Below are 25,753 nucleotides of genomic sequence, written 5' to 3' on the forward strand. Positions count from 1 at the left end.
GAACAACTACCCCAAATCCGCCTTGATAAAGTCCGCCGCGCGTTCACCGATCATGATGCTGGGCGCGTTGGTGTTGCCACTGACGATTTCCGGCATGATTGATGCGTCTGCAATATAAAGGCCGTCCAGACCTTTGAATTTCAGGCGGCTGTCCACCACAGCGTTGTCGTCGCTGCCCATGCGGCAAGTGCCGACAGGGTGGTAAACGGTATCAGCGCGCTGCCGGATCAGGGCATCGAGTGCGGCGTCATCGCTCATGTCGATGGGGTAGCGGTTTGTGGGTTTGAAATCGGTCAGCGGCGGGGCTTCCATGATCCGCTGCATATGGCGCACGCCTTTACGCAAAGTCTCAATATCGCGATCGTCATCAAGGAAATTGGGGTCGATGGCAGGCGGCGCTGCGGGATCGGTTGATGCTAGGCGCACCGTGCCTTTGCTGTGTGGGCGCAAGACGCAGGCGTGGCAGCTAAAGCCGTGGCCACTGACTTTTTCGCGGCCATGATCTTCCAGCATGGCGGGCACGAAATGATATTGGATATCGGGGGCCGGAATGTCGGGGCCAGAGGTCCAGAAACCACCGGCTTCGGCATAAGGGGTGGTCATGATCCCGGTGCGTTTCATCCGGTGCTGCAAAATCGCCTTTGCCATGCGAAGCGTGCCCTGAAAGGAATCGCCAATCAGCTCTGTGGATTCCGTTTTATAGCCGGAAACAAAGTCGATATGGTCTTTCAGGTTCGCACCGACTTCCGGCTTGTCACAAGCGACATCAACGCCTTTTTCCTTAAGGTGCTCCGCGGGGCCAATGCCGGACAGTTGCAGGATATGCGGTGAGCCGAATGCACCGGCGGAAAGGACGACAGCGCCTTTGGCGGACAGGATTTCCCGTTTTTTGCCGCGTAAGACCTGAACGCCCGTGACCCGGCCATTTTCGATGATCAGCTTCTCAACCAGAGAATCGGTTTTGATATCGAGATTCGATCTGCCGCGCGCCGGTTCGATATAGGCACGCGCTGAAGTCCAGCGTTCGCCGCCTTTCTGGGTCACTTGATAAAGGCCCATGCCTTCCTGTTTCGCACCGTTGAAATCGTCGATTACGGGGATCTGTAAATTCCGCGCGGCTTCTACAAAGGCGACGCTGCCGGGGTTGGGCCATTTCTGGTCGGACACCGATAGCGGCCCGTCGCTGCCGTGAAATTCATCGCCGCCCCGTTCATTGCTTTCGGATTTCTTGAAATAGGGCAGGACATCATCATAGCTCCAGCCATCACAGCCCAGCGCTGCCCAATTGTCATAATCCCATTTGTTACCGCGAATATAGACCATGGCGTTGATCGCGCTCGACCCGCCAAGGCCGCGCCCGCGCGGTTGATAGCCGATGCGTCCGTTCAGCCCCTTTTGGGGGACGGTATCAAATCGCCAGTTGGTGTTTTGTGGCAGAAACGGCATCATTCCCGGTGTTTTCACGCGGAAATTATTATTCGTGCCTCCGGCTTCGATCAGACAGACCGACCGTTTTCCATCTTCGCTGAGTCGCCCGGCAACCGCGCTTCCTGCCGATCCGCCGCCGATAACGATGATGTCATATTCTGCCATGTAACTCTCTCCTGTTGTGCCCTCTGTTGCGTCCAGCGTGCCTTTATGGATTCGCTGCTTTCTCTGGAGCCGTCATGGCTCCATCCGGGCGGTTTGATTAGATAGTTTAATTTGTAGCGCCAGGGCGCCGACCACAAATCCTGCGCGATGCCGACCCATTCGTGGAAGGCGGCCCAGAAAATATTGTAGCTGGTCAGGTTCTTGACGATGCCATATTCGATATTTTCGTCTGTTGTTTCCGGCTCAAACGAGCCGAACATCTTGTCCCAGATGATGAAGACCCCGGCATAGTTGCGGTCCAGATAGCGGGGATTGGTGGCATGATGGACGCGGTGGTGCGAGGGGGTGTTCATCACCGCTTCAAACCAGCGCGGCATCCGGCCAATCGCCTCGGTATGTATCCAATATTGATAAACCAGATTGAGCCCCGCGAGAAAGAAGATCAACGCAGGCGGAAAGCCGAGAAAAAACAGAGGCATGCGAAAGATGAAGCTTAGCGCGAAAAATCCGGTCCATGTCTGACGCAGCGCGGTCGTTAGATTATAATGCCGGCTGCTGTGATGAATGACATGCGCGGCCCAGAACCAGCGGACACGATGCGCGGTGCGGTGGAACCAGTAATAGGCCAGGTCATCCAGAACGAAAGCAAGGGGGAAAAGCCATAGCGCCTGGGGCCAGCCGATCTGCAAATCGATAATCCGGTGGTCATAGGCCCATAGCGCAAGCGCAAACACAATCCCGGCTGTCGCAAATCCCGCGACCAGACTGCCTAATCCAAGGGATAGCGATGTTACCGCATCCCTGGTTTCATAGCGGATATTTCTGTTCCTTCGGCTCCATAGCCATTCGCCCGCGACTGTCGCCACGAAAAAGGGAATCGCCCAAAGCGTCGGGGAAGGAAAGCTCTCCATGCCCCATTGTTTACATGAATGTTAGTTGCTGTCTAGAGCCTATGCGTTTCCGCCTGCTAAAGCTTCGACCATCGCGCGGACGGGAGTGATGTCATATCCGGCATTACCGGCAAGGCGGGCAATTTCATCCGGCGATACACCTTGCTTCGCCTGTGCCAGCGACCACAAAAAGGCGGAGCGGGTTCCCGACCGGCAGTAAGCCAGCGTTTTGCCTTTGGCGCCATCAAGAGCGGCGATCATAGCATCGACTTGCGGCGCGGAAAAACCGCTGTGAGAGATAGGAATACCGACATAATCAATCCCGGCAGCCTTGGCCGCCGCTTCGATTTCGGCGCTTTGCGGTGCGCCGGGGTCTTCGCCATCCGGACGGTTATTGATAATCATCGCCACGCCTTCGGCCTTGGCGGCCTCTATATCCGCCAATTCGATCTGCGGAGATACGCTGATTTTATCATTAATCGGACGGAACATGGCTTGGTTTTCCTCTTTTGTCTTGGTCAGTATATCTTGAACGGACTCGGCGTTTTTATCGAGTGTGAACGGCAATTATCATCATTGAAGCGTAAATTGCACGGCCCTTTTATGCTCTCTCTTCCTGCGCTTCGGTAATGTCCTGAATCACACCAAGAAATTGGGGGCCATATTTCTCCAGCTTGGCCGCACCAATACCGGGCAGCTCAGCCAGTGCTGATAAATTGCGCGGTTTGAAACCGGTCATGTCGCGCAGCACGCTGTCGTGGAAAATGACATAAGGCGGGACGCCTTGTTCTTTGGCAAGCTCCATACGCTTGGCCCGCAGCGCGTCGAATAACGGATCGCCAACCGGATTGGGGGAGGCGCTTGCGCCGCGACGTCTTTTAGGTTCGCGCACAGGCGGCTCGACAATCGCTACCTCGGTTTCGCCTTTCAAAATGCTGCGTGCCTCTGGCCCGAACATCAATCCGCCATGTTCGGTATTGCGTAGCGCATCACGCAGCAACAGGGAGCGTGAGACAGGTTTGATCAGCGGCGCCTCTTCGGCATCGACAATATCAAAGACGGAGAGCTGGTCATGCCCGCGTGACAGCACTTTATCTTCTTGCTTGCCGGTAAGGACCGCTTCCAAATGGCCGACGCCAAAGCTTTGGCCGGTGCGGTAAACAGCCGACAGGAACTTGCGGGCCAGCTCCGTAACATTGCGTGTGACCGGCGCGTTCAGGCAATTATCGCAATTGCCGCAGCTTTGTGGTGGGTCTTCCCCAAAATGTTTGAGCAGGATCGCGCGGCGACACCCCGCCGCCTCGACCAGCCCGCCCAGAGCGGCAAGCCTAGTCCTTTCGCTGGCAAGGCGCGCTTCATCGACTTCGGCCAACCTTTGACGGGCACGCGCGAAATCTTCTGCGCCCCAGAACATATGGGCCTCCGCCGGGTCGCCATCGCGGCCTGCGCGGCCGGTTTCCTGATAATAAGCCTCGATGGATTTGGGCAGTCCGGCATGGGCGACAAAGCGGACGTCCGGCTTGTCGATGCCCATTCCAAAGGCAATGGTCGCGACCATCACCATATCTTCGGATGCCACGAAATCAGCCTGGTTACGCTGACGCATTTCGGGGGGGAGTCCGGCATGATATGCGCGTGCGCTGCGGCCCGTGCGGGCGATCTGCTCCGCCATTTTCTCTGTCGCATTGCGGGTCGGGGCATATATGATGCCGGGGCCGGGAATGCGCTCCACAAGGTCGGTAATCTGCTTCGCCAGCCCCTTGCGCGGTGAGATATTGTACCGGATATTGGGCCGGTCAAAACCGGCAACGATCAAACCGTCCTGCTCTATGCCAAGCTGCACCAATATATCTTCGCGGGTATGTTTGTCCGCAGTGGCCGTCAGCGCAATGCGCGGTACATCCGGGAAATGGTCGAGCAATGGACGTAGCAAGCGATAATCGGGGCGAAAATCATGACCCCATTCCGATACGCAGTGCGCTTCATCTATGGCAAAAAGGGAAATGCGTGTCTGTTCAAGCAGGCTGCGAAAATGATCACCCGAAGCGCGTTCAGGGGCAGCATAAAGCAAGTCCAGTTCGCCCGCTTTCAGCCGCGCAATAGTCTCTGCCCGATTGTCATCAGCAGAGGTAAGCGTCGCGGCGCGGATACCCACGGCTTCTGCGCTGCGTAGCTGATCGTGCATGAGCGCAATTAGCGGAGAGATAACCACCACCGTGCCTTCATTGGCTATGGCGGGAAGCTGATAACACAAGGATTTCCCGGCACCCGTCGGCATGACCGCCAAGGTATTCCTGCGCTCCATCACCCGCGACAGAACTTCGGCCTGCACCCCGCGAAATGCGTTAAAGCCAAAGGTCGATTTCAGGAGGGGAAGGAGATTCTCGATCATCCGGCTGTCCTACCCAGAGGAGCGGGCGAACGGAACCGTTAAAGTGGGGAAGGTCAATTTTATGACTGGGCGAACGGTTTAGAATATCAATCCTGCAATCTGCGCGCAGCCCGCCAGAAGTGAAATCCAGCCCAGATGTTGAACAGCGCGAGCCAGGCGAGAGCCCGCTGCAACGCGGCGCTGTCGCTCAGGTCGCTGCTAAACATATCAGACAGCATACCGACAAAGACTGGACCAATGCCAAGCCCGATTATTCCGGCAAGCAAGAGGTAGATGGCAACCGCCATCGCTCTGGTTTCGTCGCTTGCCAATCTCTGTATAGCGGAGAAATTGGGGCCATAATAGAATGTCGCAGCGAATGTAGGGATGGCCAGTAGTAGCATGGCCAGATTGCCGCTTGGTGCATAAAGGGCCAAGATCATGCCCGGAACTGAGACAAGCATGACCAGAGAAGTCAGCACAAGGGGCAGCGTGGCGCGAAGCGAACCGAAACGATCACCGGCCTTTCCGCCTAGCCAGGCCCCTAGCGCACCGGACAGCCCGACCATGATACCAAGTTTCCAGCCCAGTTCCCCATAGCCCATATTATGGACACGAACGAACAGGCTGCCGTAAAAACTGGCAATACCATAAGCAACAAATTGCACGAGAATACCCGCAGCGACCAGATGCCAATAAGCCGGTTTGGCTGACAGGGTGCGCAGTGCTTCTTTCAAACTAATCTTGCTGGGATCACGTTTGAACGCCTGGGCCAGGGGGATATTGCCGCGCGGATCGCGAACAGTGAACCAGACAACCAGTGCGATAATGATACCGGGCAATCCCGCCATGAAAAATGCGATACGCCAGTCGAAACGCTCGACGATCCAGCCACCGCCAGCATAAGCAATGAATGCCCCGATCGGTATGGACATACCCAATATGCCGAGCGCGCCAGCCCGGCGTTCTGGCGGGAAAAGATCGGCAATTAACGAGTGGGATGCAGGCCCTGACCCCGCTTCGCCAATTCCGACGCCTACACGCGCGAGAAAGAGCTGGGTGAAATTGGCCGCCAATCCGCAGAACACTGTCATCGCTGACCAAATCGCAATAGATATGGCAATGATCCGGCTACGGTTCCATTTATCCGCCAGCGCCGCCACAGGAATGGCCAGCGTTGTGTAGAAAATGGCGAAGGACAGGCCGGTCATCAAGCCAATTTGCGTATCTGACAAACCGAGATCCTGTTTCACCGGCTCCGCCAATATGGTGATGATCTGCCGGTCAAGGAAGTTCAGCATGGTGAGCATGAACAACACGCCAATCACATAATTGGGGTATTGATTGGACACCGCTGGGGTGATTTCGGATCGGGTTTCAAGAACTGCCATTACGCAGTGATTGGCACGAGGGTGCATCCCCGAACACCCTTTGTTTAACTAGGGCTTTGATAGAAAACATGAACTGTTTTTGATAGCCTGTGACAATAGCGGGAGGCACAGGGCGTCAATATTCCCCTGTTCATCTTGGTAATTTTGTTGTTTATTGGCGACATAAAATAAACGGGTCATCGGAGTTTTCATGAAATATCGCCTTATTACAGCTCTTGCCGCCATTTCATTTGCCGGACAGGTTTATGCTCAGCCGTCTGACGATAAAGCCAAAGAGGAAAAATGGGACGTTAACGCGCCAAAGGGCGCTACGATCAAGCAGGTTCCGATCAATACCGATGAGGGAAGCTGGATCGATGTCGATGTCAGCCCGGATGGCGGCAGCATCGCTTTTGCTCTGCTCGGTGATATTTACACCATGCCAATTTCCGGCGGGAATCCGACTCGCATTGCCGAAGGGCTGGCTTGGGAAGTCCAGCCGCGTTTCTCCCCCGACGGGAAACGCATCGCCTTTACGTCGGATCGCGGCGGCGGGGATAATATCTGGATTATGAACCGCGATGGCAGCGACAAAAAGCAAGTGACCAAGGAAGAGTTCCGCTTGCTCAACCAGCCGAGCTGGAGCCCGGATGGCCGTTACATAATTGCCAAGAAACATTTCACCACTGGCCGGTCGCTCGGCACCGGAGAGGTTTGGGTCTACCATGTTTCCGGCGGGGCAGGCGTGGTATTGGTCAAAAAGCCCAATGACACCCATCAAAAAGAACTGGGTGAGCCGATTTATGCGCCCGATGGCAAATCGCTCTATTACACGCGCAACATCACGCCCGGCGGCCAGTTTATCTATGCGCAGGATTCCAATACCGATCTGTTCAATATCGAGGAATATGATCTGGAAACCGGCGAAATCAGCACTGCGGTTTCCGGCCTTGGCGGGTCCGTGCGGCCGACCCCTTCGCCCGATGGCAAAAGCATCGCCTTTGTCCGGCGCGAACGAACCCAGTCAAAGCTGTATGTCAAAGACCTGACCACCGGTATTGAGCGCAAAATCTATGATGATCTGGATCAGGATGTGCAGGAAACCTGGGCGGTCACGGGCGTATATCCCAATATGGACTGGACGCCTGATAGCCGCAGCATTGTTTTCTGGGCAGGCGGCAAGATACGCAAGGTGGCCGCTGATGGTTCCGGCGCGACGGTAATTCCGTTCACAATAAACGACACGCGCGGCGTGGCCAATGCTCCGCACCCCAGGATCTCAGTGGCATCGGACAGTTTCACCGCCAAAATGCCGCGCTTTGCAGCGGTATCGCCCAATGGTCGGCAAGTGGTGTATGAAAGCCTGGGACAGCTATATATCAAACCGATGGGCGGCGGAGCGCCAAAGCGTTTGACGAACAGCAATGGTGAGCGTGAGCTATTCCCCTCATGGTCCCGTGATGGCCGCTCGATAGTCTTTGTCGGCTGGACCGACAAGGAACTGGGCCAGATAAAGACGGTCAGTGCGTCGGGGGGCTCCGCCCGCACCGTGACGGATCGACCCGGCCATTATGCCCGGCCCCGCTTTTCACCCGATGGCCGCACGATCATCTTTGAAATGAAGGATGGGGGCTATCTTACGTCTCCGGCTTATTCGATGGATGACGGGATTTACCGCGTCGCTGCATCCGGTGGCACACCGCAGCGCATTGCCAAGGATGCGGCTGGGCCGCAATATGGCGCGAATAGCGACCGCATCTTCATGATGGAGGAAAAAGATAACAAGCGCATATTGACGAGCAGCGACATGAATGGCGAGGCCAAGCGCACCCATGCGACGGGTGAGCTGACCACCGATTATATTGTCTCGCCAGATGGCCAATATGTCGCCTTCCGCCAGAATTACGAAGCCTTTGTCATGCCGCTTTTGCCCGGCACCCAAGCGGTTGCGGTGGCACCGGACAGCAAATCAATGCCCGTAACAGCGGTTAGCAGCGGCGGCGCGGATTATATTCACTGGTCACAAGATGGTCAGCAGCTCCACTGGAGCGTGGGGCCAACGGTTTACACGGTCCAGACCAACGCGCTTTTCCCCGCTGCACCCGCTGGCAAGGACGCGCCCAAGTTCACCCCGTCAAGTAGCGGCGTGTCTCTGGAGCGGACGATCGCGGCGGACAAACCCAGCGGCACATTGGCGCTGGTCGGTGCGCGGCTAATCACAATGGGCGATGAAGCAGGCGGGATTGTCGAGGATGGCACGATTGTCGTGAGGGAGAACAAGATCGTCTCCATCGGGCCGCGTGGCTCTGTTGCTGTGCCAGCGGGCGCGAGCGTGGTTGATCTTACCGGCAAGACCATTGTCCCCGGCTATATTGACGCTCATGCTCATGGCCCGCAAGGCACGGATGAACTGGTGCCGCAGCAAAACTGGTCGCTGATCCAGAACCTGGCGCTTGGCACGACGACTATCCATGACCCTTCCAGCCGAGCGAGCGAGATTTTTGTCGCTGCGGAAATGCAGCGGGCAGGGCAGCTCATCGGACCACGAATCTTTTCCACTGGCGAAGTTGTCTATGGTGCGAAAGCCGCTGATGTTTATGCCGAAATCAATAATTTTGACGATGCGCTCGCCCATGTTCGCCGGTTAAAGGCGCAGGGCGGGCACAGCGTGAAAAATTATAACCAGCCGCGCCGTGAACAGCGCCAGCAGGTCGTCGAAGCGGCGCGTCAGGAAAATATGCTGGTCGTGGCGGAAGGCGGTTCGCTTTTTGGCATGGACATGACACTGGTCGCCGATGGCAACAGTACGCTGGAGCATAATATCCCGCTTGATATTTTCTATGACGACGTGGTCCAGATGTTCTCGCAATCACAGACTAACTATACGCCAACTCTGGTGGTCAGCTATGGCGGGCTGGCGGGTGATCCTTATTGGCGGCAGGCGACTGACGTTTTCAAGCATCCGTTGATGATCCACACACCGCCCAAGCAGCTGGCGGCCGCAACCGTGCGCCGGACCATGGCGCCGGACGAGGATTTTGTCGATGATGACAATGCCCGCGAAGCCAAGAAACTGGCGGATAAGGGCGTTCTGGTATCCATTGGCGCGCATGGGCAGCAGGCGGGTATCGGAACCCATTGGGAGCTTTGGTCATTCGTGCGCGGCGGCATGTCCCCGCTACAGGCGCTGCGTTCCGGAACAATTGATTCCGCCAAGTCTCTGGGGATGGACGAGGAAATCGGATCACTGGAAGCGGGCAAGCTTGCCGATCTGGTCGTTCTGGATGCCGATCCCACCGCCGATATCCGCAACAGCGACAAGATCCACCGGGTGATGGTGAACGGCCGGATGTATGACCCTGTAACCATGAACGAAGTTACAACGGGCACCCGTCAAAGGGCTGCTTATTGGTGGGAGTGAGTTAGCCGGGCGCGCTGGATTCCAATAACCCGGCGCGCAATCCGGGCTTATCAGACAGATGTTCTGCTATCATTTTTGGCAGCAATCCTCTGTTTTTCGCATAATAATATTACAAAAGGCCAGGCTTTTTGCAGAAAATGCAAGCGAGTTGCAAAAATGAAACTCGCAGGTGCAGCATTTCAAATTGATACTGATTTTAACATCAGCTTATAGCCACTCCAAATCTTATTACTTTTACTGGAGTCTCATAATGAAGAAATTTTCTGCTATCATTCTTGGCGCAGCTGCGTTTTCTCTCACCTCTCCTGCTGCATTTGCGGCAGATGTAGAAGTCGAACGCAACGAACGTCTCTATGACGCGTCCGGCTCAAGCGTTGCAAAAGTTAGCCGCGTTGAAAATGATGGCGACGTGCTGGTTATCTACAAAGGTAAAGTACGCCGCATCCAGGCTGAAACCCTCTCAAAAACCGACGGCAAACTGGCGACGACATTGACCAAAAAAGAAATTCGTGGCCTGAACTAGGTTAGCCGTTAATCAGCGACTGGATTTTCAGTCACTGATATTAAAAGCCAGCGCGCGCTTGTCGTTCGCTGGCTTTTATATTTGTGCTTTTATAATGGTGGCTTCTGCCAAGGCCAGATCTTCGGGCGTATTAATGTTCATAAAAGCCTGCTCATCGGGCCAGCTAACCAGTTGGGAATTGCATTGCCGGACCAGCCATTGAAGCGATGGCGCCGGCTGGTGCAGCGATTCGGTTTGTTTATTGTTCCGGTATGTTTCGGATACATCGCGCACAATATCGCAGCGCCAATAGCCAAAAACCGGATGTAGCTGCCGAGGGCTCTGGGCAACCGAGCAACCGGGAACGGCGCTTAACCGGGGGATAAGATCATCCGGTGCAAAGGGTGCATCGACCGGGATCGTCACAAAGCCCACGGCTTCCGGACATAATATTGGCAAATGCGCTGCAATTGTGAAAATCGCACCAACCGGCCCGCCGGGCATATCAGGATCATCGGAGATAATATCGATTCCGGTGTCAAAATCGCTTTCCGCCGATAGCCATATCCGGTCGGCAGAAGATTGATAGCGCGCAATCGCCCGGTCGATCAGCCGCGCTCCATCAAGCCGGATCGTGGCTTTGTCCTGGCCCATCCTGAGCGACTGGCCGCCTGCTAGAATGACCAGGCAAACCGGTGGATTATCGTTCATTATCTATCGCTCCGGCCGGAAAAGCAGTTTGTGCCATTCTGGCTTTAGCCGCGCATTCTGTCCAGCAATTCCCGGATAAATCAGTGGACCGGAAATAATATTGCCTGAAGCACCAACAGGATCGGGATGACGGCGCTGCCCATTTTCAGCAACCCGTTGGTTGCGACATTTGGAATATAGGGAGCGGACTTTTGCATGGTCAAAAACCTAAGCAAAAGAGGCAAATTTTCCGATAATATTGTTGGTTAACGTATCGTTACACTCCCGTCCGCAACCCGGAAATGCAGCGCATCATCAGGAGCATCGTCAAACAGCCCCGGTTCGGTACCGGTCAACCAGACCTGACCACCTTTTTCCGACAATTTTCCAAATAAAGCGGCCCGCCTTTTGGGGTCGAGATGGGCCGCCACTTCATCAAGTAACAGGATCGGGCGGCTTCCCCGCTGCTGCGCGATCAAGTCGGCATGCGCCAAGATCATCGAAAAGAGCAGGGCCTTTTGCTCGCCGGTCGAGCTTTTTTCCGCCGCCTGATCCTTTTCTGCATGAAAAACGGTGAGGTCAGCGCGGTGCGGCCCTTTCAGCGTGCGCCCCGCCGCCCTGTCGTCCCGGCGGCTCGCTCTCAGGCTGTGGAGCAAAGCCCCTGGGTCGTGATACCCGCCGTCCTCCAGATTCAGCTTGGCCGCAGCAAATAGCCCGTCGGCAGTGCCCTCCAGCATCGCGTTCAAAGCCTGTGTAATGCGTAAACGCGCCTGAGCGACGGCACTTCCAAAGCGCGCCAGTTGGCCATCCAGCGCGTCCAGCCATTCGCTATCCGGCATATAGTCATCCGCCAGTAACCGGTTTCGCTCTCGCCGCGCCGCATCATAGCGGGTGCAGTTTCGCGCATGTTCGGGCTCTAGCGCGGTAACCAGCCGGTCGAGAAAATTGCGCCGCCCCGACGGGCCTTCCATGAACAGACGGTCCATCGCAGGGGTCAGCCATAATATGGAAAGCCACTGCGCGAGGTCATTGGTCGGCACTGCGGCACCGTTGACGCGCGTCTTGCGCCGCTCCGGATAGGTCGCGCTGGTCCCGGTGCCCAACTGGACATCACCCATTTCAGCGGCCACAGCGAAATCACCGGACCCGTTTTCATAGGCAATATCTTTGAGAGAGGCGCGCCGCAAGCCGCGGCCAGGTGACAAAAGAGATACGGCCTCCAGAATATTGGTCTTTCCGGCCCCGTTTTCACCGCTCAACACTACAAAGCCCGGCGCGGCTTCCAGGCGTAATTGCGGGTAATTCCTGAAATTTTGCAAAGTGAGCCGGGAAATCGTCATGACAGGATGAAGCTCTAGCCCTGCCGGAAGGGGATGAGAAGGAAAATCGCGCTGTGCAGCCCTGTTCAGCGGTGTGACCGTTTCGGGCTGTTCATATTCCATTCATTCAATCCCAAAAGTTGGGGAAAAATCCTAAATATAAGTTTCAGTCAAAATCACTAGGGTGGGCAATTAGGCATAACATATTGTAATTTATGGGTTTCGTAAAACTGGCACGCCCTGTGCAAAGTAAGAAACATCTTCGCCGACACAACGACGAAGCCCAAATTTTTCAAGGAAGGACATTACAATGTTTATCAATAGCTCTAGCAACATCGCCGCCGCTTTCGCCGCCATCGTTTCAGCCGCAATTGCCATTACCGCCAGCGTAGGCCCAGCCGTAAACACTGCCGGCACGTTGTTCATCTGATGGCAGGCAGGAAAAACAGCACCGGTTCCTCACCATCCAGTTGGCCGGAACCGGTTGCATCACCAAAAAGGAAAAATAGAACCATGAAGCAAGAATTACATCTCGATAAAGCCAACGGAAAGTTGATGGGAGTATGCTCTGGCCTCGCCAATTGGAGCGGGATTGACAGAAATATTCTGCGTATCATCTTTGTGCTCGCAACAATATTTGGTTTTGGTTCTGCGATTATTGTTTATCTTGCCATCGGCCTGATCGTCGATTGATAGATAATCCATCATCTTAATGATATAACATACAGAAAACATTAAATAAATCTGGACCATCCCGGATAATCCGTATATTTGCATAGCAGTGTTTATTAGTCCAATATGGACCGCGTAACCATTGGAGTGCATATGTCCGCCGGGGCCAAGCATAATCATAATCACGGGCATATCCATCACAGTCATCACGACCGTCATGGGCCCCATGGGCATATACCTACCGATTTTGGCCGTGCATTTGCCATCGGTATCACTCTGAACATAATCTATATTGTCGTTGAAGTGGTCTATGGCCTGCTGTCCGGTTCCATGGCTTTGCTGGCCGATGCGGGGCATAATCTTTCAGACGTTCTGGGCCTTGCCGTCGCATGGGCGGGGGCAGAGCTGTCGAAAAGGCCGCCTAGTGCCCAATTCACTTATGGTCTGGGCGGGTCGTCAATCTTGGCGGCGCTCCTGAACGGCCTGTTCCTGCTGGTCGCTTGCGGCGCGATTGCGTGGGAAGCCATAGGGCGGTTTAATTCGCCCAGCGAAGTGGCCTCCACAACCGTCATCATCGTTGCTTCCATCGGTATCGTTATCAATTTCGGAACCGCAATGCTTTTCATTCGCGGACAGAAGGAAGACATCAACATACGCGGTGCCTTTTTGCACATGATGGCGGATGCCGGAGTGTCTGCCGGTGTTGTCATTGGCGGTATCATAATCTTTTATACCGGAATTGACTGGATTGATCCGCTCATCAGCCTGTTGATCGTCGCTCTGATTTTCTGGAGCACATGGGGATTACTGACCGATGCCGTGCGAATGTCACTGGCGGGTGTGCCGCAGGATATTGATGTCGAGGACGTGCTGAAAGCCCTGTCCGAATTGCCCGGCGTCGCGGCTGTGCATGACCTTCATATCTGGCCCATGAGCACCAGCGAAACCGCGATGACAGCGCATCTTGTCGTTCCCGACGGGCATCCCGGCAAGGGGTTTCTGGCAGATGTGCAGAATATGGTGAAAGAGCGTTTTTCCATTCACCACATCACGATCCAGATCGAGCTGGAGGACGAAGAAGCGGAGTATTGCCAAACCAATTGTGGTTGAGAGTTTGGGATGTATGGTCTCTTGCCAAAGGGCTTCATCACCTAAAATTGACTCTCTTAACCTTTGCATAAACATCAGGCGCTATTATCGGCCTGTGTCAGACCCCCGCCGTCAGCATGCGCCAATGACACCATCAGAGTGATTTCGGGCGAAATACGGGCGGGGTTATTCAGGGCGGGATTATTTTGGAGATGGTCAACAAATCTTTTCATCGTGCTTTGGACAAGCAGTTCCGACTGGGTGACCACCGGCTCGCTTCGCGCAAGGGTGTAGAGATTCCAGCAGATGTCCGTCAGCTTGGGCTTGGCAAGGTCGGGGTGATGGTAATCGATCTGTCGCTGACCGGATTTCGTATGCGCTGTATGACCCGGCTGAGCTTTGAAAAGCATATTTTCATGACATTGCCATCTTTTGCCGCACAGGAGAGCAAGATTTGCTGGCACAATGGCGACTTATATGGCTGCCAGTTTGCGACGACTTTATACCCGGCTGTCTTTGACCATATCGTGACCCGCTATCCATCGCTGAAAGAAGGGTCTTTCTAGGCTTTATTGGTTGGAAATTATTGAGCCGCGCTTTCGGCTGACAGGATCTTGGGAAGCACCTTATTCTCGATTATGCGGGCGAATACATCGCTGTCCTGAGCGCCGGGAACCATGAATTTCTTGTCAAAGATGAAAGCCGGAACGCCGGAGATAAAGCGGTCTTCCCATCCGGCTTCAACAGCGCGCACTTGTGATGCATATTCATCACTGGCGAGAATGGCCTGCGCACGAGCGGCATCAAGACCTACTTCGCGCGCAATCGTGACAAGTGTATCATAGTCGCTGACATTTTTGCCATCGGTAAAATGTGCTTTGAACAGCGCGAGTTTAAGCGCCGTTTGCTTGTCCGGATCATCGACCATTTCTCCGGCCCAGTGGAGCAGGCGGTGAGCATCGAAGGTGTTCACCATTCGCATATTGTCATGATAGTTGAACGTGAAATCAAGATTGGCGCCCGCGCTGCGCAGCCGGTCACGATTGTCTTTGCTCTGTGCGGGGGTGACGCCATATTTCTGCGCCATATGTTCGTTTATATCCTGCCCCTCCGGCGGCATGCCGGGGTTCAACTCGAACGCGTGCCAGGTGAGGGCGAATTGCGCCTGACCCTCAAAACGCTGCATGGCCTGTTCCAGTTTTTTATAACCGATAATGCACCAGGGGCAGACTACGTCCGAGACGATATCGACGGTAATGACCGGAGTCTCTGACATGGCTTTGTTCCTTGTTTTGGCGTTATAGCGGTTGCCGGTTCAGGCTTTCTCTAATGTGCACTGCAGGGGATGCTGGTTCTTGCGCGCAAAGTCCATCACCTGAGTGACTTTGGTCTCTGCGACTTCATAGCTGAAAGTCCCGCAGACGCCGACGCCCTTTTGATGGACATGGAGCATCACCCGAGTGGCCTGGTCAATATCCATCTGGAAAAAGCGCTTGAGCACAAGCACGACAAATTCCATCGGCGTGTAATCGTCGTTGAGCAGCAGCACTTTATAAGGATTGGGCTTTTTTGTTTTGGCGCGCGTCTTGGTGGCGATACCGATATTCGTATCATTGCCGTCACCATCGCCGCCGCTATCTTTATCGTCATCTCCTGCATGGACGCCCCGCGGCATGGTTTTACCAGCCTGGGGAGCAAGCGGGTCAGCACCGGGAGGGTTCGGGAAGAGAATCTGTGCTTTCATCATGTTGCACAAGATATGGTATTTTTGCCCCGTAGGGCAAGTGGCGGTTTCATTAGTTGGGGTTGATTTGGTCGTGATTTGATCACGATTTTGCCATAAGCCGCCCGTTATGGGCTAAATGAAAGGGCCGCTCCCGCTGGAAGCAGCCCTTTTGCGAAGTCGTTATACAAAAGCGGCTTAAGCGGCTTTCTTGATTTCCTTGCGGATGGCGCTGAGGCGATCAGCGATGGGCTGATAGGCGTCTCCGGCCAGTTTGGTCATGGCGTCAATGTTGTGAGATGTCTGATCCTTCATACGGTCAACGCCGGTGCGCAGGTGATCGGTCTGCTTTTCAAAAAAGTCTTTCGGCGTAGCAACGCTGAATACTCCGCGCAGTGCACGGCTGGCTTCGACCAGGTTTTCGCGGGTATATTTCAGGTTGGTCTTGCCAAGTTCCTGAGCGCCTTTGGCAGTGATTTTGCCGCTTTCGATCAGGGTTTCGATATTTTCGCGGTTAAACTCAACGGTATCCTTGGACAGCTTAACAGCACGGTCGGCAGCTTCTTTCGCGCGTTCTTGAGCCTCGGCGGCCAGTTTCTCGAACCGCTCGCCGAGCGTATCAGCGGCCGTTTTTGCTTTGTTGGCGGCCTTGGTATTAGCGGTCTTGGCGTTCTGCGCTACGCGCTTTGTTGCTGTGGTCATTTTGGTGGTTCCTTTATTTGCAGTCTTGCGGGCCGTTGTGGCGGCGCGTTTTGGAGCGGCCTTGCGCTTCGTTGCGGTTTTCTTGGCGACAGTTTTTTCAGCGGCAGGCTTTTCGGCAGCCACCGTCTTCTCCGTCGGTTTCGGTTCAACCTGTGGCTGGGAAATTACAGGCGTCGAGGGCGCAGCCGCAGTAGTAGGGGGTTCAGCAGAGTGGCTAACGGGCTTTGCATCAGCCGTAACAGCCTGTCTGTCGTTGGTGTTTGTATCAGCCATCTTTGCTTCCATATTTTGTTGCAGTGCACAAATATGCCTGGATGGCGTCCAAGTCAAGAAAAATGTTGCAGTGCACAATAAGCCGAAAGGCAATTGCGGGGATTCATCAGATAAGCTTAATAGCGAGGAATTCAGCCGTTAATTGTACGGTCAATTGACGGCCTCATGTCCGGTAAGGGCAAGGGGACGCTGCTTTGCAACATTGTGCATTGTCGGAGGGATGGGGCAGGGCGCAGTTAGGGCCCTTATATAAGTAGGCAAATATTTCAGGATGAATAGTATTCCGCTACACACATCGCTACAAATCGCTCTGTGCAGGGGCGGGAGCCTGTGTTACTGTCGTAACAAGCTTGTGAACGAGCCATATTCGTCCCGATCCACTGTTGACGTTTTGGCGAATCCCCGCTAAGGGCCGCGCTTCTGTTAGTGGGAATGCTATTTCTGCCTGTCAGGGTGACATCCCTCGCTTCCGGAAAAACACATAGGCAAAACACTTTCGGCGATTTGCGTCGATAGAGTAACCCTAGTTTATCTAGATCCAATAAGGTGAAGACTTTATGCCAACGATTAACCAGCTCGTCCGTAAAGGGCGTGTGGCTCAGAAGACGAAGTCCAACGGACCGGCACTGGAAGCAAATCCGCAAAAGCGCGGCGTTTGTACCCGTGTCTATACAACGACTCCGAAAAAACCAAACTCCGCTTTGCGTAAAGTTGCGAAGGTTCGCCTGACCAACCAGCGTGAGGTTATCAGCTATATTGGCGGTGAAGGCCACAACCTTCAGGAACATAGTGTCGTTCTGATCCGCGGCGGCCGTGTGCGCGACCTTCCCGGTGTGCGTTATCACGTAGTTCGCGGCGTTCTCGATACACAAGGCGTTAAGGACCGGAGACAATCCCGTTCCAAATACGGCGCCAAGCGTCCTAAGTAATTGGGCTAAACAATTTGGCCAATATCCGGCTAACTGGAGTTATATAATATGGCACGTCGTCGTCGTCCCGAGAAACGGGTAATTCTTCCTGATCCAAAGTTTAAGGATCAGATTCTTTCGAAATTCATGAACAACCTCATGATGGATGGTAAAAAATCCACCGCTGAGCGTATTGTTTATGGTGCGCTGGATAGCGTGGAAGCCAAGGCGAAAAAAGATCCGCTGCAGTTGTTCCACGATGCCCTCAACAATGTGAAGCCGGGCATCGAAGTCCGTTCTCGCCGTGTTGGTGGTGCAACCTATCAGGTTCCGGTTGAAGTTCGGCCGGAACGTGCTCAGGCTCTTGCTATTCGCTGGGTCATTGCGGCGGCTCGCGCTCGCAGTGAAACCACAATGGCAGCGCGCCTGTCCGGTGAAATTCTTGACGCTTCCAACAATCGCGGCAACGCGGTGAAGAAGCGTGAAGATGCGCATAAAATGGCTGATGCCAACCGCGCATTTGCCCACTACCGCTGGTAGGCTTGAAGCCAGTACCGCCGGTAGGCACAATTATAGTATACCGTTAGCGGTAAACCGGCCGCAACCTTGTTGTCGAATGACACATTTTTGCAGGTTTGGCGCTAACGGATTTATTTGTTAAATTTCCTGTTAATCAGGTCTGGTCAACGCTGGCCTGTTTCACTATATGGGCGGCGCTAATTGGGGCCCCTCAAGATTCTGGAGTAAAGATTATGGCACGCAGCCATCCGCTCGAACGATACCGTAATATCGGCATTATGGCCCATATTGATGCTGGTAAAACTACCACCACGGAACGTATCCTTTTTTATACGGGCAAATCTTACAAGATCGGCGAAACCCATGAGGGTACGGCGACGATGGACTGGATGGAGCAAGAGCAGGAGCGTGGTATTACCATCACCTCTGCTGCGACCACCTGTTTCTGGAACGCCGAGGACCGCAAAGGTCCTGAGCACCGGATCAACATTATTGATACGCCAGGCCACGTTGACTTCACCATTGAAGTGGAACGTTCGCTGCGTGTGCTTGACGGCGCGGTAGCCTGTTTCGACGGCGTTGCCGGCGTTGAGCCGCAGTCCGAAACTGTTTGGCGTCAGGCCGATAAATATAAAGTGCCACGGATGTGCTTCATCAATAAGCTCGACCGTACCGGCGCCAATTTTGAATTTTGTGTGCAGTCGATCATCGACCGCCTTGGTGCGACACCCGCTGTTCTGTATATTCCTATCGGTATCGAATCGTCGCTTATCGGCTTGGTCGATCTCGTGAACATGCGTTCGATCGTATGGAAGAACGAAGACCTTGGCGCTGAATATACTTATGGCGAAATCCCCGAAGATCTGGTCGACAAGGCTACTGAATATCGCGAAAAGCTGATCGAGCTTGCTGTTGAGCAGGACGATGACGTGATGGAACAATATCTGGAAGGCAACGAGCCTGACGCAGCGACCCTGAAGTCGCTCATCCGCAAGGGCACGCTGAACCAGAGCTTCGTTCCTGTGCTTTGCGGTTCCGCGTTCAAGAACAAAGGCGTTCAGCCTTTGCTCGACGCTATCGTGGACTATATGCCAAGCCCGATTGATGTTGAAGATATCAAGGGCGTCAAGCTTGATGGCGAAACCGAAGATTCCCGTCCGTCCAGCGATGACGCACCATTTGCTGCGCTGGCTTTCAAAGTCATGAACGACCCGTTTGTGGGTTCCTTGACCTTTGCCCGTATCTATTCCGGCAAGCTGGAAAAAGGTTCCGTGCTGAACTCGGTCAAGGACAAGAAAGAAAAAGTCGGCCGTATCCTCGAGATGCACTCGAATGACCGGAAAGATATTGATGAAGCCTTTGCCGGCGACATCATTGCTCTTGCTGGTATGAAGGCGACCACGACCGGTGACACGCTGTGTGATCCTGCTCATCCGATCATTCTTGAACGGATGGAGTTCCCCGATCCCGTAATCGAGCTTTCGGTTGAACCAAAAACCAAAGCCGACCAGGAAAAAATGGGCGTTGCGCTGAACCGTCTGGCAGCGGAAGATCCTTCATTCCAGGTGTCGACCGACCACGAATCCGGTCAGACGATCATCAAGGGCATGGGCGAACTTCACCTCGACATTCTGGTTGACCGCATGAAGCGCGAATTCAAAGTGGAAGCCAATGTTGGTGCTCCGCAGGTGGCTTATCGTGAATCCCTCGGTAAAGCCGTTGAAGTTGACTACACCCATAAGAAACAATCCGGCGGTTCCGGACAGTTTGCTCGTATCAAATTTGAAGTCACTCCCGGTGAGCGCGGTTCAGGCATTACCTTTGAAGACGAAATCAAGGGCGGTAACATTCCGAAGGAATATATCCCGTCAGTCGAAAAAGGTATGCGTGAAACTGCTGAAACCGGCAGCCTGATCGGCTTCCCGATCATCGACTTTAACATTCGCGTGTTTGACGGCGCCTATCATGACGTTGACTCTTCGGCTCTGGCTTTTGAAATTGCGGCGCGCGCTGCGATGCGTGAAGCCGCCCAGAAGTCCGGTATCAAGCTGCTTGAGCCGGTCATGAAGGTCGAAGTGGTTACACCGGAAGATTATCTGGGTGACGTTATCGGCGACCTTAACTCACGTCGTGGCCAGATCCAGGGCACCGATACACGCGGCAACGCACAGTCGGTTGACGCACTGGTGCCGCTGGCAAATATGTTCGGCTATGTGAACGAGCTGCGCTCTTTCACACAGGGACGTGCACAATATACCATGCAATTCTCTCATTACGAAGAAGTGCCACGGAATGTTGCAGAAGAATTGAAGGAGAAGCTGGCTTAACCGCTGCTGCTCTTTTTACGAGTAACCGCGCTTACTTTCTGTTTCTGGCTTAAGAATAAAGCCTGGAAGCCGAAAGGGTGTTGACAGATTTGGATAGTCTCGCCAAAGCGCGGCACAGACTATCAAGACGATAGAAATTAGAGGTAGATAAAATGGCAAAAGCAAAGTTTGAACGCAATAAGCCGCATTGCAATATCGGCACCATCGGTCACGTTGACCACGGTAAAACCACGTTGACCGCAGCGATCACGAAAGTGCTGGCTGAATCTTCAGGTGGTACGGCCGTAGACTTCGCGAATATCGACAAAGCACCGGAAGAGCGTGAGCGCGGCATCACGATTTCAACGTCTCACGTTGAATATGAAACCGAAGCGCGTCACTATGCGCACGTCGACTGCCCAGGCCACGCTGACTATGTTAAGAACATGATCACCGGTGCGGCTCAGATGGACGGTGCCATTCTGGTTGTGAACGCAGCTGACGGTCCAATGCCACAGACTCGTGAGCACATCCTGCTTGCTCGTCAGGTTGGTGTTCCTGCTCTTGTTGTTTTCATGAACAAAGTTGACCAGGTTGACGATCCAGAGTTGCTCGAACTCGTCGAAATGGAAATCCGTGAACTGCTTTCTTCTTACGACTATCCTGGCGATGACATTCCTGTGATTGCCGGTTCTGCTCTTGCAGCTCTGGAAGGCCGTGACGATGAAATCGGCAAGGATAAAATCCTTGAGCTGATGAAAGCTGTCGATGACTTCATTCCTCAGCCAGAACGTCCTGTTGACCAAGACTTCCTGATGCCGATCGAAGACGTGTTCTCGATCTCTGGTCGTGGTACGGTTGTTACCGGCCGTGTTGAAACCGGCATCGTGAATGTTGGCGACGAAGTTGAAATCGTTGGTATCAAAGATACCACGAAAACAACTGTTACCGGCGTTGAAATGTTCCGCAAGCTGCTCGACTCCGGTCAGGCTGGCGACAACATTGGTGCGTTGATCCGCGGTGTTGCACGTGAAGACGTTGAGCGTGGCCAGGTTCTTTGTAAGCCAGGTTCGATTACGCCGCACACCGAGTTCACAGCAGAAGTTTACGTTCTGTCCAAGGACGAAGGTGGACGTCACACGCCATTCTTCGCTAACTATCGCCCACAATTCTACTTCCGTACAACGGACGTAACCGGCGAAGTTATCCTTCCTGAAGGAACGGAAATGGTTATGCCTGGTGACAACGTGACCATCAACGTCAAGTTGATTGCACCAATCGCTATGGACCAGGGTCTTCGCTTCGCTATCCGCGAAGGTGGCCGGACTGTTGGTTCTGGGGTTGTCAGCGCCGTAACAAAGTAATATAGGACTGCATCGCCGCTCGGATTTAGTGATTCGGGCGGCTGCTTCCAGCCCGAATGGGCATGGCGTAAAATCCGCCCGGCAAAATCGGGCGGTTTTTATTTTGAAGGTTTTAACATAGTAATCCTTCGTTACGACTTGGCGGATTTATCTGCCTAAGCTTTGGCGAAGGACGGCTCTTTGACATTGGTATAAGGTTCATATGGAAACGCAGAATATTCGCATACGCCTGAAGGCATTCGATCACCGGGTTCTTGATCAGGCAACAGGGGATATCGCTGACACAGCTCGCCGTACCGGCGCGCTTATCCGTGGACCGATACCATTGCCAACGCATATTGAAAAATTCACCGTAAACCGCGGCCCTCACGTTGATAAAAAATCACGTGAACAGTTTGAGGTCCGGACTTATAAGCGGTTGCTCGATATCGTGCAGCCTACGCCGCAAACCGTTGATGCTTTGATGAAGCTCGACCTTGCTGCTGGTGTGAATGTAGAGATTAAGCTCGCTTAATGTGAGTGATGACGCTGCCCCTTAACAGGGTGGCGGTGACATGGGAAACCGCCGGACTTATCCGGGTCATGTGTCCCCCGTCTTAGTTTACTTGGTCCTCGGATCATTTGAGCGCTTTGGCCCGGACGGGGCGATATTCAAAAATATTGGGCTGAGTTTTTTGTAGCACGCCCGCTAGCAATACCGCGACCGGGCCTCTGTAAGGAGAAATGATCGTGCGTACTGGCGTGATCGCGAAGAAAATGGGAATGACCCGTTTGTTCCAGGAAGATGGTCGGCATGTGCCGGTAACCGTTCTTTCTCTGGAAGAATGTCAGGTTGTTGGAGCCCGTAACCAGGAACGTGATGGCTATTTTGCTGTCCAGCTTGGTGCAGGTGCCCGTAAAGCGAAAAATGTAAACAAACCACAACGTGAAGCTTTTGCAAAAGCAGAAGTAGAGCCCAAGGCACGTGTTGCCGAATTCCGGGTCGAGAGCGAAGATGCTCTGCTCCCCGTTGGTGCTACCATCACCGCAGACCACTTCATTGCTGGTCAAATGGTTGACATTCAGGGTGTGACACAGGGTAAAGGCTTTGCCGGCGCCATGAAGCGTTGGGGCTTCGGCGGTATGCGCGCCAGCCACGGTGTTTCCATCTCGCACCGTGCACACGGTTCGACTGGTCAGAACCAGGATCCGGGTAAGGTCTTCAAAGGCAAGAAGATGGCCGGTCACATGGGCGCGAAAAACCGCACCCAGCAAAATCTTGAAATCGTTCGCACAGACGCCGCTCGCGGTCTGATCTTTGTGCGCGGCAGCGTTCCCGGTTCAAAGGGTGGCTGGCTTCTGGTTAAAGATGCTGTGAAAGTTGCTCTTCCTGAGGGCGTTCCATTCCCCGGTGCGATGCGCCGTAATGCGGATGAAACTTCCACCGAAGATGCTCCAGCGGGCATGATCGAAGCGGATGCAGTGGTTGAAACGCCAGTTGGTCCAACCGATGCGGAAATCGCAGAAGCAGCAGCAGCGGCTCCCGCAGAAACGCCGGCAGAAGAAAAATCCGATGCCGCAGATGACGCAGGGAAGGAGGGCTAAGCCATGAAAATCAAAGTGAAATCCCTCGACGGTAAAGCCCTGACTGGCGCTAAAGCTGACATCGAGTTGAATGATGACGTGTTCGGCCTTGAAGCGCGTGCAGATATTCTGCACCGCGTCGTAAACTGGCAGCGTGAAAACGCACGTGGCACTGCTCGTGCAGTTCGTGAACGCGGCGATGTTGCCCGCACCGGCAAGAAGTTCGGTAACCAGAAGGGCGGCGGTACCGCTCGTCATGGTTCACGCCGGGCTCCTATCTTCGTCGGCGGTGGTAAAGCCCACGGTCCTCGCAAGCGTGACTTCAACCCTTCGCTGAACAAGAAAGTTCGTGCGCTCGGTTTGAAAATGGCGCTCAGCGACAAAGCGAAGAACGACAATCTGATCGTGCTGGAAAATATCGATCTTAAGGAAGCGAAAACAAAATCGCTTTTGGCTCTTATCGCGAACCTTGGTTTCGGAAACTCGGCTCTCGTCATGGACGGTGATGCAGTGAATGACGCTTTCTCGAAAGCTTCTTCCAACATCCCGCGCCTGAACGTCATGCCGGCTGCTGGTGCCAATGTTTATGACATTTTGAACCACGACACTCTGGTGCTTACCCGTGCCGCAGTCGAAAAGCTGGAGGCACGCTTCAATGGCTAAAAAAGAAGCAATTGACATTCGTCACTATGACGTGATTGTCGGCCCGCATATCACCGAGAAATCAACTTTGCTGAGCGAACATAACGCTGTGGTTTTCAAAGTCGCTAACACCGCGACGAAGCCCCAGATCAAAGCCGCTGTCGAAGCATTGTTTGATGTCAAGGTAAAGGGCGTGAACACGTTGGTCCAAAAGGGCAAGAGCAAGCGTTGGAAGGGTCGCCCCTACACGCGCAACGATGTTAAGAAAGCTGTCGTTACTTTGGCTGAAGGCCAGACCATCGACATCACAACCGGAATCTAGGGCGGGAATAGAAGATGGCATTAAAATCCTATAAACCGACAAGTCCCGCGCAACGTGGCCTTATCCTGGTGGATAAGAGCGGCCTTTGGAAAGGCAAGCCTGTCAAAGCGCTTGTTGAAGGTAAGCGCAAGACTGGTGGTCGTAACAATAAAGGGCACGTGACCTCTCGCGGTATCGCTGGTGGTCATAAGCAAAGATATCGTCTGGTGGACTTCAAGCGCCGCAAGTTCGATATGGCTGCAACCGTTGAGCGGATCGAATATGATCCTAACCGGACCGCCTTTATTGCACTGATCAAATATGAAGACGGTGAGCTGAGCTATATCCTGGCTCCTCAGCGTCTTGCAGTTGGCGATTCAGTGATTGCGGGCGAAAAAGTTGACGTGAAGCCGGGTAATGCGATGAAATTGTCGCAAATGCCAATCGGTACGATCGTCCACAATGTGGAAATGAAGCCAGGGAAGGGCGGCCAGATCGCTCGTTCCGCCGGCACTTATGTCCAGATTGTTGGCCGTGACCGCGGCATGGTTATTGTTCGCCTGAACTCTGGTGAACAACGCTATATCCGCAGCGATTGCATGGGCACGGTTGGCGCGGTTTCAAACCCCGACAACTCGAACCAGAATTTCGGTAAAGCTGGCCGCACCCGTTGGAAGGGGCGTCGTCCTCTTACTCGCGGCGTTGCCAAGAACCCTGTCGATCACCCGCATGGTGGTGGTGAAGGCCGGACTTCCGGTGGTCGTCATCCCGTGACACCATGGGGCAAACCGACAAAGGGTGCTCGTACTCGCAAGAACAAAACGACGGACAAGATGATCATCCGGTCGCGTCACGCTAAGAAGAAGAGGTAAGCATGGCTCGTTCCATCAAAAAAGGTCCATTTGTTGACCTCCATCTGCTGAAAAAAGCACAGGACGCTCAGGAAGCCAGTAAGCGCGCGCCGATCAAGACCTGGTCACGTCGCTCCACCGTTCTTCCTGATTTTGTCGGGCTTACTTTTAACGTTTATAACGGCCAGAAATTCATTCCGGTTTCCGTGAATGAAGACATGGTTGGCCACAAGCTGGGCGAGTTCGCACCGACGCGGAACTATTACGGCCACGGCGCAGACAAAAAAGGCAAGAAATAATGGGTAAGGCATCATCACCCCGCCGCGTTGGCGACAATGAAGCTTTGGCTGTTGGCAATTCCATTCGTGGTTCTGCTCAAAAGCTGAATCTTGTTGCACAGCTTATCCGCGGCAAGAAAGCGGAAGACGCTTTGAACATCCTGTCCTTTTCCAAAAAGGCTATGGCGAAAGATGTGAGCAAGGTTCTCGCTTCCGCCATTGCCAATGCTGAAAACAACCATAATCTGGATGTTGACGCATTGGTTGTTCAGGAAGCCAGCGTTGGCAAGAGCCTGACCATGAAGCGCTGGAAAGCCCGCGCACGTGGTCGTTCAGCCAAGATCATCAAGCCATTTAGCCGCGTACGTATCGTTGTTCGCGAAGCGCAAGAAGAAGAGGCGTAAAC

Annotated in this window: 26 protein-coding genes; 16 read left to right on the top strand and 10 right to left on the bottom strand. The window is 53.9% G+C overall.

Annotated features, from left to right (window positions below):
- Positions 1-6 precede the first annotated feature (6 nt).
- The 5 genes from VIN76_RS05355 to VIN76_RS05375 form a co-directional block, all read right to left on the bottom strand.
- A complete protein-coding gene (locus tag VIN76_RS05355) occupies positions 7-1,593 on the bottom strand; it encodes a GMC family oxidoreductase (protein WP_332040789.1) in 1,587 nt (528 codons plus the stop codon).
- Positions 1,497-2,504 carry a sterol desaturase family protein gene (locus VIN76_RS05360; protein ID WP_332040790.1) on the bottom strand — a complete coding sequence of 336 codons (1,008 nt, stop codon included), beginning with the start codon at positions 2,502-2,504 and terminating at the stop codon, positions 1,497-1,499. The genes VIN76_RS05355 and VIN76_RS05360 overlap by 97 nt, the downstream gene beginning before the upstream one ends.
- 39 nt (positions 2,505-2,543) lie before the next feature.
- Positions 2,544-2,975, bottom strand: coding sequence for a TIGR01244 family sulfur transferase (locus VIN76_RS05365; protein WP_332040791.1), 432 nt, complete (start codon positions 2,973-2,975; stop codon positions 2,544-2,546).
- Between the two features lie 109 nt (positions 2,976-3,084).
- A complete protein-coding gene (gene recQ / locus VIN76_RS05370) occupies positions 3,085-4,875 on the bottom strand; it encodes a DNA helicase RecQ (RefSeq protein ID WP_332040792.1) in 1,791 nt (596 codons plus the stop codon).
- An 86-nt stretch (positions 4,876-4,961) separates the two neighbouring features.
- Positions 4,962-6,245 (bottom strand): MFS transporter, encoded by a 1,284-nt coding sequence (locus VIN76_RS05375; RefSeq protein WP_332040793.1) that lies wholly within the window; start codon positions 6,243-6,245, stop codon positions 4,962-4,964.
- Between the two features lie 190 nt (positions 6,246-6,435).
- Between VIN76_RS05375 and VIN76_RS05380 the strand changes: the two genes are divergently transcribed.
- Together VIN76_RS05380 and VIN76_RS05385 are read left to right on the top strand one after the other, a co-directional pair.
- On the top strand, positions 6,436-9,645 hold the full coding sequence (locus VIN76_RS05380) for an amidohydrolase family protein (RefSeq protein WP_332040794.1): 3,210 nt from the start codon (positions 6,436-6,438) through the stop codon (positions 9,643-9,645).
- 250 nt (positions 9,646-9,895) lie between these two features.
- Positions 9,896-10,168, top strand: coding sequence for a hypothetical protein (locus VIN76_RS05385; RefSeq protein WP_332040795.1), 273 nt, complete (start codon positions 9,896-9,898; stop codon positions 10,166-10,168).
- Between the two features lie 75 nt (positions 10,169-10,243).
- Here VIN76_RS05385 and mobA read toward each other — a convergent pair whose 3' ends face one another.
- Positions 10,244-10,858 (bottom strand): molybdenum cofactor guanylyltransferase, encoded by a 615-nt coding sequence (gene mobA / locus VIN76_RS05390; protein WP_332040796.1) that lies wholly within the window; start codon positions 10,856-10,858, stop codon positions 10,244-10,246.
- A 245-nt stretch (positions 10,859-11,103) separates the two neighbouring features.
- A complete protein-coding gene (gene recF / locus VIN76_RS05395; protein ID WP_414696291.1) occupies positions 11,104-12,177 on the bottom strand; it encodes a DNA replication/repair protein RecF in 1,074 nt (357 codons plus the stop codon).
- A gap of 492 nt (positions 12,178-12,669) precedes the next feature.
- On the opposite strand from recF, the gene VIN76_RS05400 reads away from it, so the two are divergent.
- From VIN76_RS05400 to VIN76_RS05410, 3 genes are all read left to right on the top strand, one after another.
- Complete coding sequence (locus tag VIN76_RS05400) at positions 12,670-12,849, top strand: PspC domain-containing protein (RefSeq protein ID WP_332040798.1); 180 nt, start codon at positions 12,670-12,672, stop codon at positions 12,847-12,849.
- A gap of 132 nt (positions 12,850-12,981) precedes the next feature.
- The gene (locus VIN76_RS05405; RefSeq protein WP_332040799.1) at positions 12,982-13,938 is read left to right on the top strand and encodes a cation diffusion facilitator family transporter; all 957 of its coding nucleotides are present in this window, start codon (positions 12,982-12,984) and stop codon (positions 13,936-13,938) included.
- A 191-nt stretch (positions 13,939-14,129) separates the two neighbouring features.
- Positions 14,130-14,483 (top strand): PilZ domain-containing protein, encoded by a 354-nt coding sequence (locus VIN76_RS05410; RefSeq protein WP_332040800.1) that lies wholly within the window; start codon positions 14,130-14,132, stop codon positions 14,481-14,483.
- 17 nt (positions 14,484-14,500) lie between these two features.
- Here VIN76_RS05410 and VIN76_RS05415 read toward each other — a convergent pair whose 3' ends face one another.
- From VIN76_RS05415 to phaP, 3 genes are all read right to left on the bottom strand, one after another.
- The gene (locus VIN76_RS05415) at positions 14,501-15,193 is read right to left on the bottom strand and encodes a DsbA family oxidoreductase (protein WP_332040801.1); all 693 of its coding nucleotides are present in this window, start codon (positions 15,191-15,193) and stop codon (positions 14,501-14,503) included.
- Between the two features lie 39 nt (positions 15,194-15,232).
- Positions 15,233-15,592: an ATP-dependent Clp protease adapter ClpS gene (clpS, locus tag VIN76_RS05420; protein WP_332040897.1), complete on the bottom strand. Its 360-nt coding sequence runs from the start codon at positions 15,590-15,592 to the stop codon at positions 15,233-15,235.
- Positions 15,593-15,838: 246 nt separating this feature from the next.
- Positions 15,839-16,615, bottom strand: a complete 777-nt coding sequence (gene phaP / locus VIN76_RS05425; protein WP_332040802.1) for a TIGR01841 family phasin — start codon at positions 16,613-16,615, stop codon at positions 15,839-15,841.
- A 557-nt stretch (positions 16,616-17,172) separates the two neighbouring features.
- On the opposite strand from phaP, the gene rpsL reads away from it, so the two are divergent.
- The 11 genes from rpsL (at position 17,173) to rplV (ending at position 25,751) form a co-directional block, all read left to right on the top strand.
- A complete protein-coding gene (gene rpsL, locus VIN76_RS05430; protein ID WP_332040803.1) occupies positions 17,173-17,544 on the top strand; it encodes a 30S ribosomal protein S12 in 372 nt (123 codons plus the stop codon).
- A 48-nt stretch (positions 17,545-17,592) separates the two neighbouring features.
- Positions 17,593-18,063 carry a 30S ribosomal protein S7 gene (gene rpsG, locus VIN76_RS05435; protein WP_332040804.1) on the top strand — a complete coding sequence of 157 codons (471 nt, stop codon included), beginning with the start codon at positions 17,593-17,595 and terminating at the stop codon, positions 18,061-18,063.
- Positions 18,064-18,275: 212 nt separating this feature from the next.
- Complete coding sequence (gene fusA / locus VIN76_RS05440; RefSeq protein WP_332040805.1) at positions 18,276-20,369, top strand: elongation factor G; 2,094 nt, start codon at positions 18,276-18,278, stop codon at positions 20,367-20,369.
- A gap of 152 nt (positions 20,370-20,521) precedes the next feature.
- Positions 20,522-21,712, top strand: coding sequence for an elongation factor Tu (tuf, locus tag VIN76_RS05445; RefSeq protein ID WP_332040806.1), 1,191 nt, complete (start codon positions 20,522-20,524; stop codon positions 21,710-21,712).
- A 202-nt stretch (positions 21,713-21,914) separates the two neighbouring features.
- A complete protein-coding gene (gene rpsJ, locus VIN76_RS05450; protein WP_066744965.1) occupies positions 21,915-22,226 on the top strand; it encodes a 30S ribosomal protein S10 in 312 nt (103 codons plus the stop codon).
- A 215-nt stretch (positions 22,227-22,441) separates the two neighbouring features.
- Positions 22,442-23,296, top strand: a complete 855-nt coding sequence (gene rplC, locus VIN76_RS05455) for a 50S ribosomal protein L3 (protein WP_332040898.1) — start codon at positions 22,442-22,444, stop codon at positions 23,294-23,296.
- 3 nt (positions 23,297-23,299) lie between these two features.
- Positions 23,300-23,938, top strand: coding sequence for a 50S ribosomal protein L4 (gene rplD, locus VIN76_RS05460; protein ID WP_332040807.1), 639 nt, complete (start codon positions 23,300-23,302; stop codon positions 23,936-23,938).
- A complete protein-coding gene (locus VIN76_RS05465; RefSeq protein WP_332040808.1) occupies positions 23,931-24,239 on the top strand; it encodes a 50S ribosomal protein L23 in 309 nt (102 codons plus the stop codon). Before rplD ends, VIN76_RS05465 begins: the two co-directional genes overlap by 8 nt.
- 14 nt (positions 24,240-24,253) lie before the next feature.
- A complete protein-coding gene (gene rplB, locus VIN76_RS05470) occupies positions 24,254-25,090 on the top strand; it encodes a 50S ribosomal protein L2 (RefSeq protein WP_332040809.1) in 837 nt (278 codons plus the stop codon).
- 2 nt (positions 25,091-25,092) lie between these two features.
- A complete protein-coding gene (gene rpsS / locus VIN76_RS05475; RefSeq protein ID WP_332040810.1) occupies positions 25,093-25,368 on the top strand; it encodes a 30S ribosomal protein S19 in 276 nt (91 codons plus the stop codon).
- Positions 25,368-25,751 carry a 50S ribosomal protein L22 gene (rplV, locus tag VIN76_RS05480; protein WP_332040811.1) on the top strand — a complete coding sequence of 128 codons (384 nt, stop codon included), beginning with the start codon at positions 25,368-25,370 and terminating at the stop codon, positions 25,749-25,751. The genes rpsS and rplV overlap by 1 nt, the downstream gene beginning before the upstream one ends.
- Positions 25,752-25,753: the final 2 nt, after the last annotated feature.

The sequence above is a fragment of the Parasphingorhabdus sp. genome (assembly GCF_036568145.1).
Classification (GTDB): Bacteria; Pseudomonadota; Alphaproteobacteria; order Sphingomonadales; family Sphingomonadaceae; genus Parasphingorhabdus.

Bases quoted from the DNA above. Each gene is read 5' to 3' on its own strand.
- VIN76_RS05385 (WP_332040795.1), top strand. From the start codon at position 9,896: ATGAAGAAATTTTCTGCTATCATTCTTGGCGCAGCTGCGTTTTCTCTC.
- VIN76_RS05400 (WP_332040798.1), top strand. From the start codon at position 12,670: ATGAAGCAAGAATTACATCTCGATAAAGCCAACGGAAAGTTGATGGGA.
- clpS (WP_332040897.1), bottom strand. From the start codon at position 15,592: ATGCCGCGGGGCGTCCATGCAGGAGATGACGATAAAGATAGCGGCGGC.
- rpsL (WP_332040803.1), top strand. From the start codon at position 17,173: ATGCCAACGATTAACCAGCTCGTCCGTAAAGGGCGTGTGGCTCAGAAG.
- VIN76_RS05410 (WP_332040800.1), top strand. From the start codon at position 14,130: ATGGTCAACAAATCTTTTCATCGTGCTTTGGACAAGCAGTTCCGACTG.
- rplB (WP_332040809.1), top strand. From the start codon at position 24,254: ATGGCATTAAAATCCTATAAACCGACAAGTCCCGCGCAACGTGGCCTT.
- tuf (WP_332040806.1), top strand. From the start codon at position 20,522: ATGGCAAAAGCAAAGTTTGAACGCAATAAGCCGCATTGCAATATCGGC.
- VIN76_RS05365 (WP_332040791.1), bottom strand. From the start codon at position 2,975: ATGTTCCGTCCGATTAATGATAAAATCAGCGTATCTCCGCAGATCGAA.
- VIN76_RS05355 (WP_332040789.1), bottom strand. From the start codon at position 1,593: ATGGCAGAATATGACATCATCGTTATCGGCGGCGGATCGGCAGGAAGC.
- VIN76_RS05415 (WP_332040801.1), bottom strand. From the start codon at position 15,193: ATGTCAGAGACTCCGGTCATTACCGTCGATATCGTCTCGGACGTAGTC.
- rpsG (WP_332040804.1), top strand. From the start codon at position 17,593: ATGGCACGTCGTCGTCGTCCCGAGAAACGGGTAATTCTTCCTGATCCA.
- VIN76_RS05375 (WP_332040793.1), bottom strand. From the start codon at position 6,245: ATGGCAGTTCTTGAAACCCGATCCGAAATCACCCCAGCGGTGTCCAAT.
- recQ (WP_332040792.1), bottom strand. From the start codon at position 4,875: ATGATCGAGAATCTCCTTCCCCTCCTGAAATCGACCTTTGGCTTTAAC.
- phaP (WP_332040802.1), bottom strand. From the start codon at position 16,615: ATGGCTGATACAAACACCAACGACAGACAGGCTGTTACGGCTGATGCA.
- rplV (WP_332040811.1), top strand. From the start codon at position 25,368: ATGGGTAAGGCATCATCACCCCGCCGCGTTGGCGACAATGAAGCTTTG.
- VIN76_RS05465 (WP_332040808.1), top strand. From the start codon at position 23,931: ATGGCTAAAAAAGAAGCAATTGACATTCGTCACTATGACGTGATTGTC.
- recF (WP_414696291.1), bottom strand. From the start codon at position 12,177: ATGACGATTTCCCGGCTCACTTTGCAAAATTTCAGGAATTACCCGCAA.
- rpsS (WP_332040810.1), top strand. From the start codon at position 25,093: ATGGCTCGTTCCATCAAAAAAGGTCCATTTGTTGACCTCCATCTGCTG.
- fusA (WP_332040805.1), top strand. From the start codon at position 18,276: ATGGCACGCAGCCATCCGCTCGAACGATACCGTAATATCGGCATTATG.
- mobA (WP_332040796.1), bottom strand. From the start codon at position 10,858: ATGAACGATAATCCACCGGTTTGCCTGGTCATTCTAGCAGGCGGCCAG.
- rpsJ (WP_066744965.1), top strand. From the start codon at position 21,915: ATGGAAACGCAGAATATTCGCATACGCCTGAAGGCATTCGATCACCGG.
- VIN76_RS05405 (WP_332040799.1), top strand. From the start codon at position 12,982: ATGTCCGCCGGGGCCAAGCATAATCATAATCACGGGCATATCCATCAC.
- rplD (WP_332040807.1), top strand. From the start codon at position 23,300: ATGAAAATCAAAGTGAAATCCCTCGACGGTAAAGCCCTGACTGGCGCT.
- VIN76_RS05360 (WP_332040790.1), bottom strand. From the start codon at position 2,504: ATGGAGAGCTTTCCTTCCCCGACGCTTTGGGCGATTCCCTTTTTCGTG.
- VIN76_RS05380 (WP_332040794.1), top strand. From the start codon at position 6,436: ATGAAATATCGCCTTATTACAGCTCTTGCCGCCATTTCATTTGCCGGA.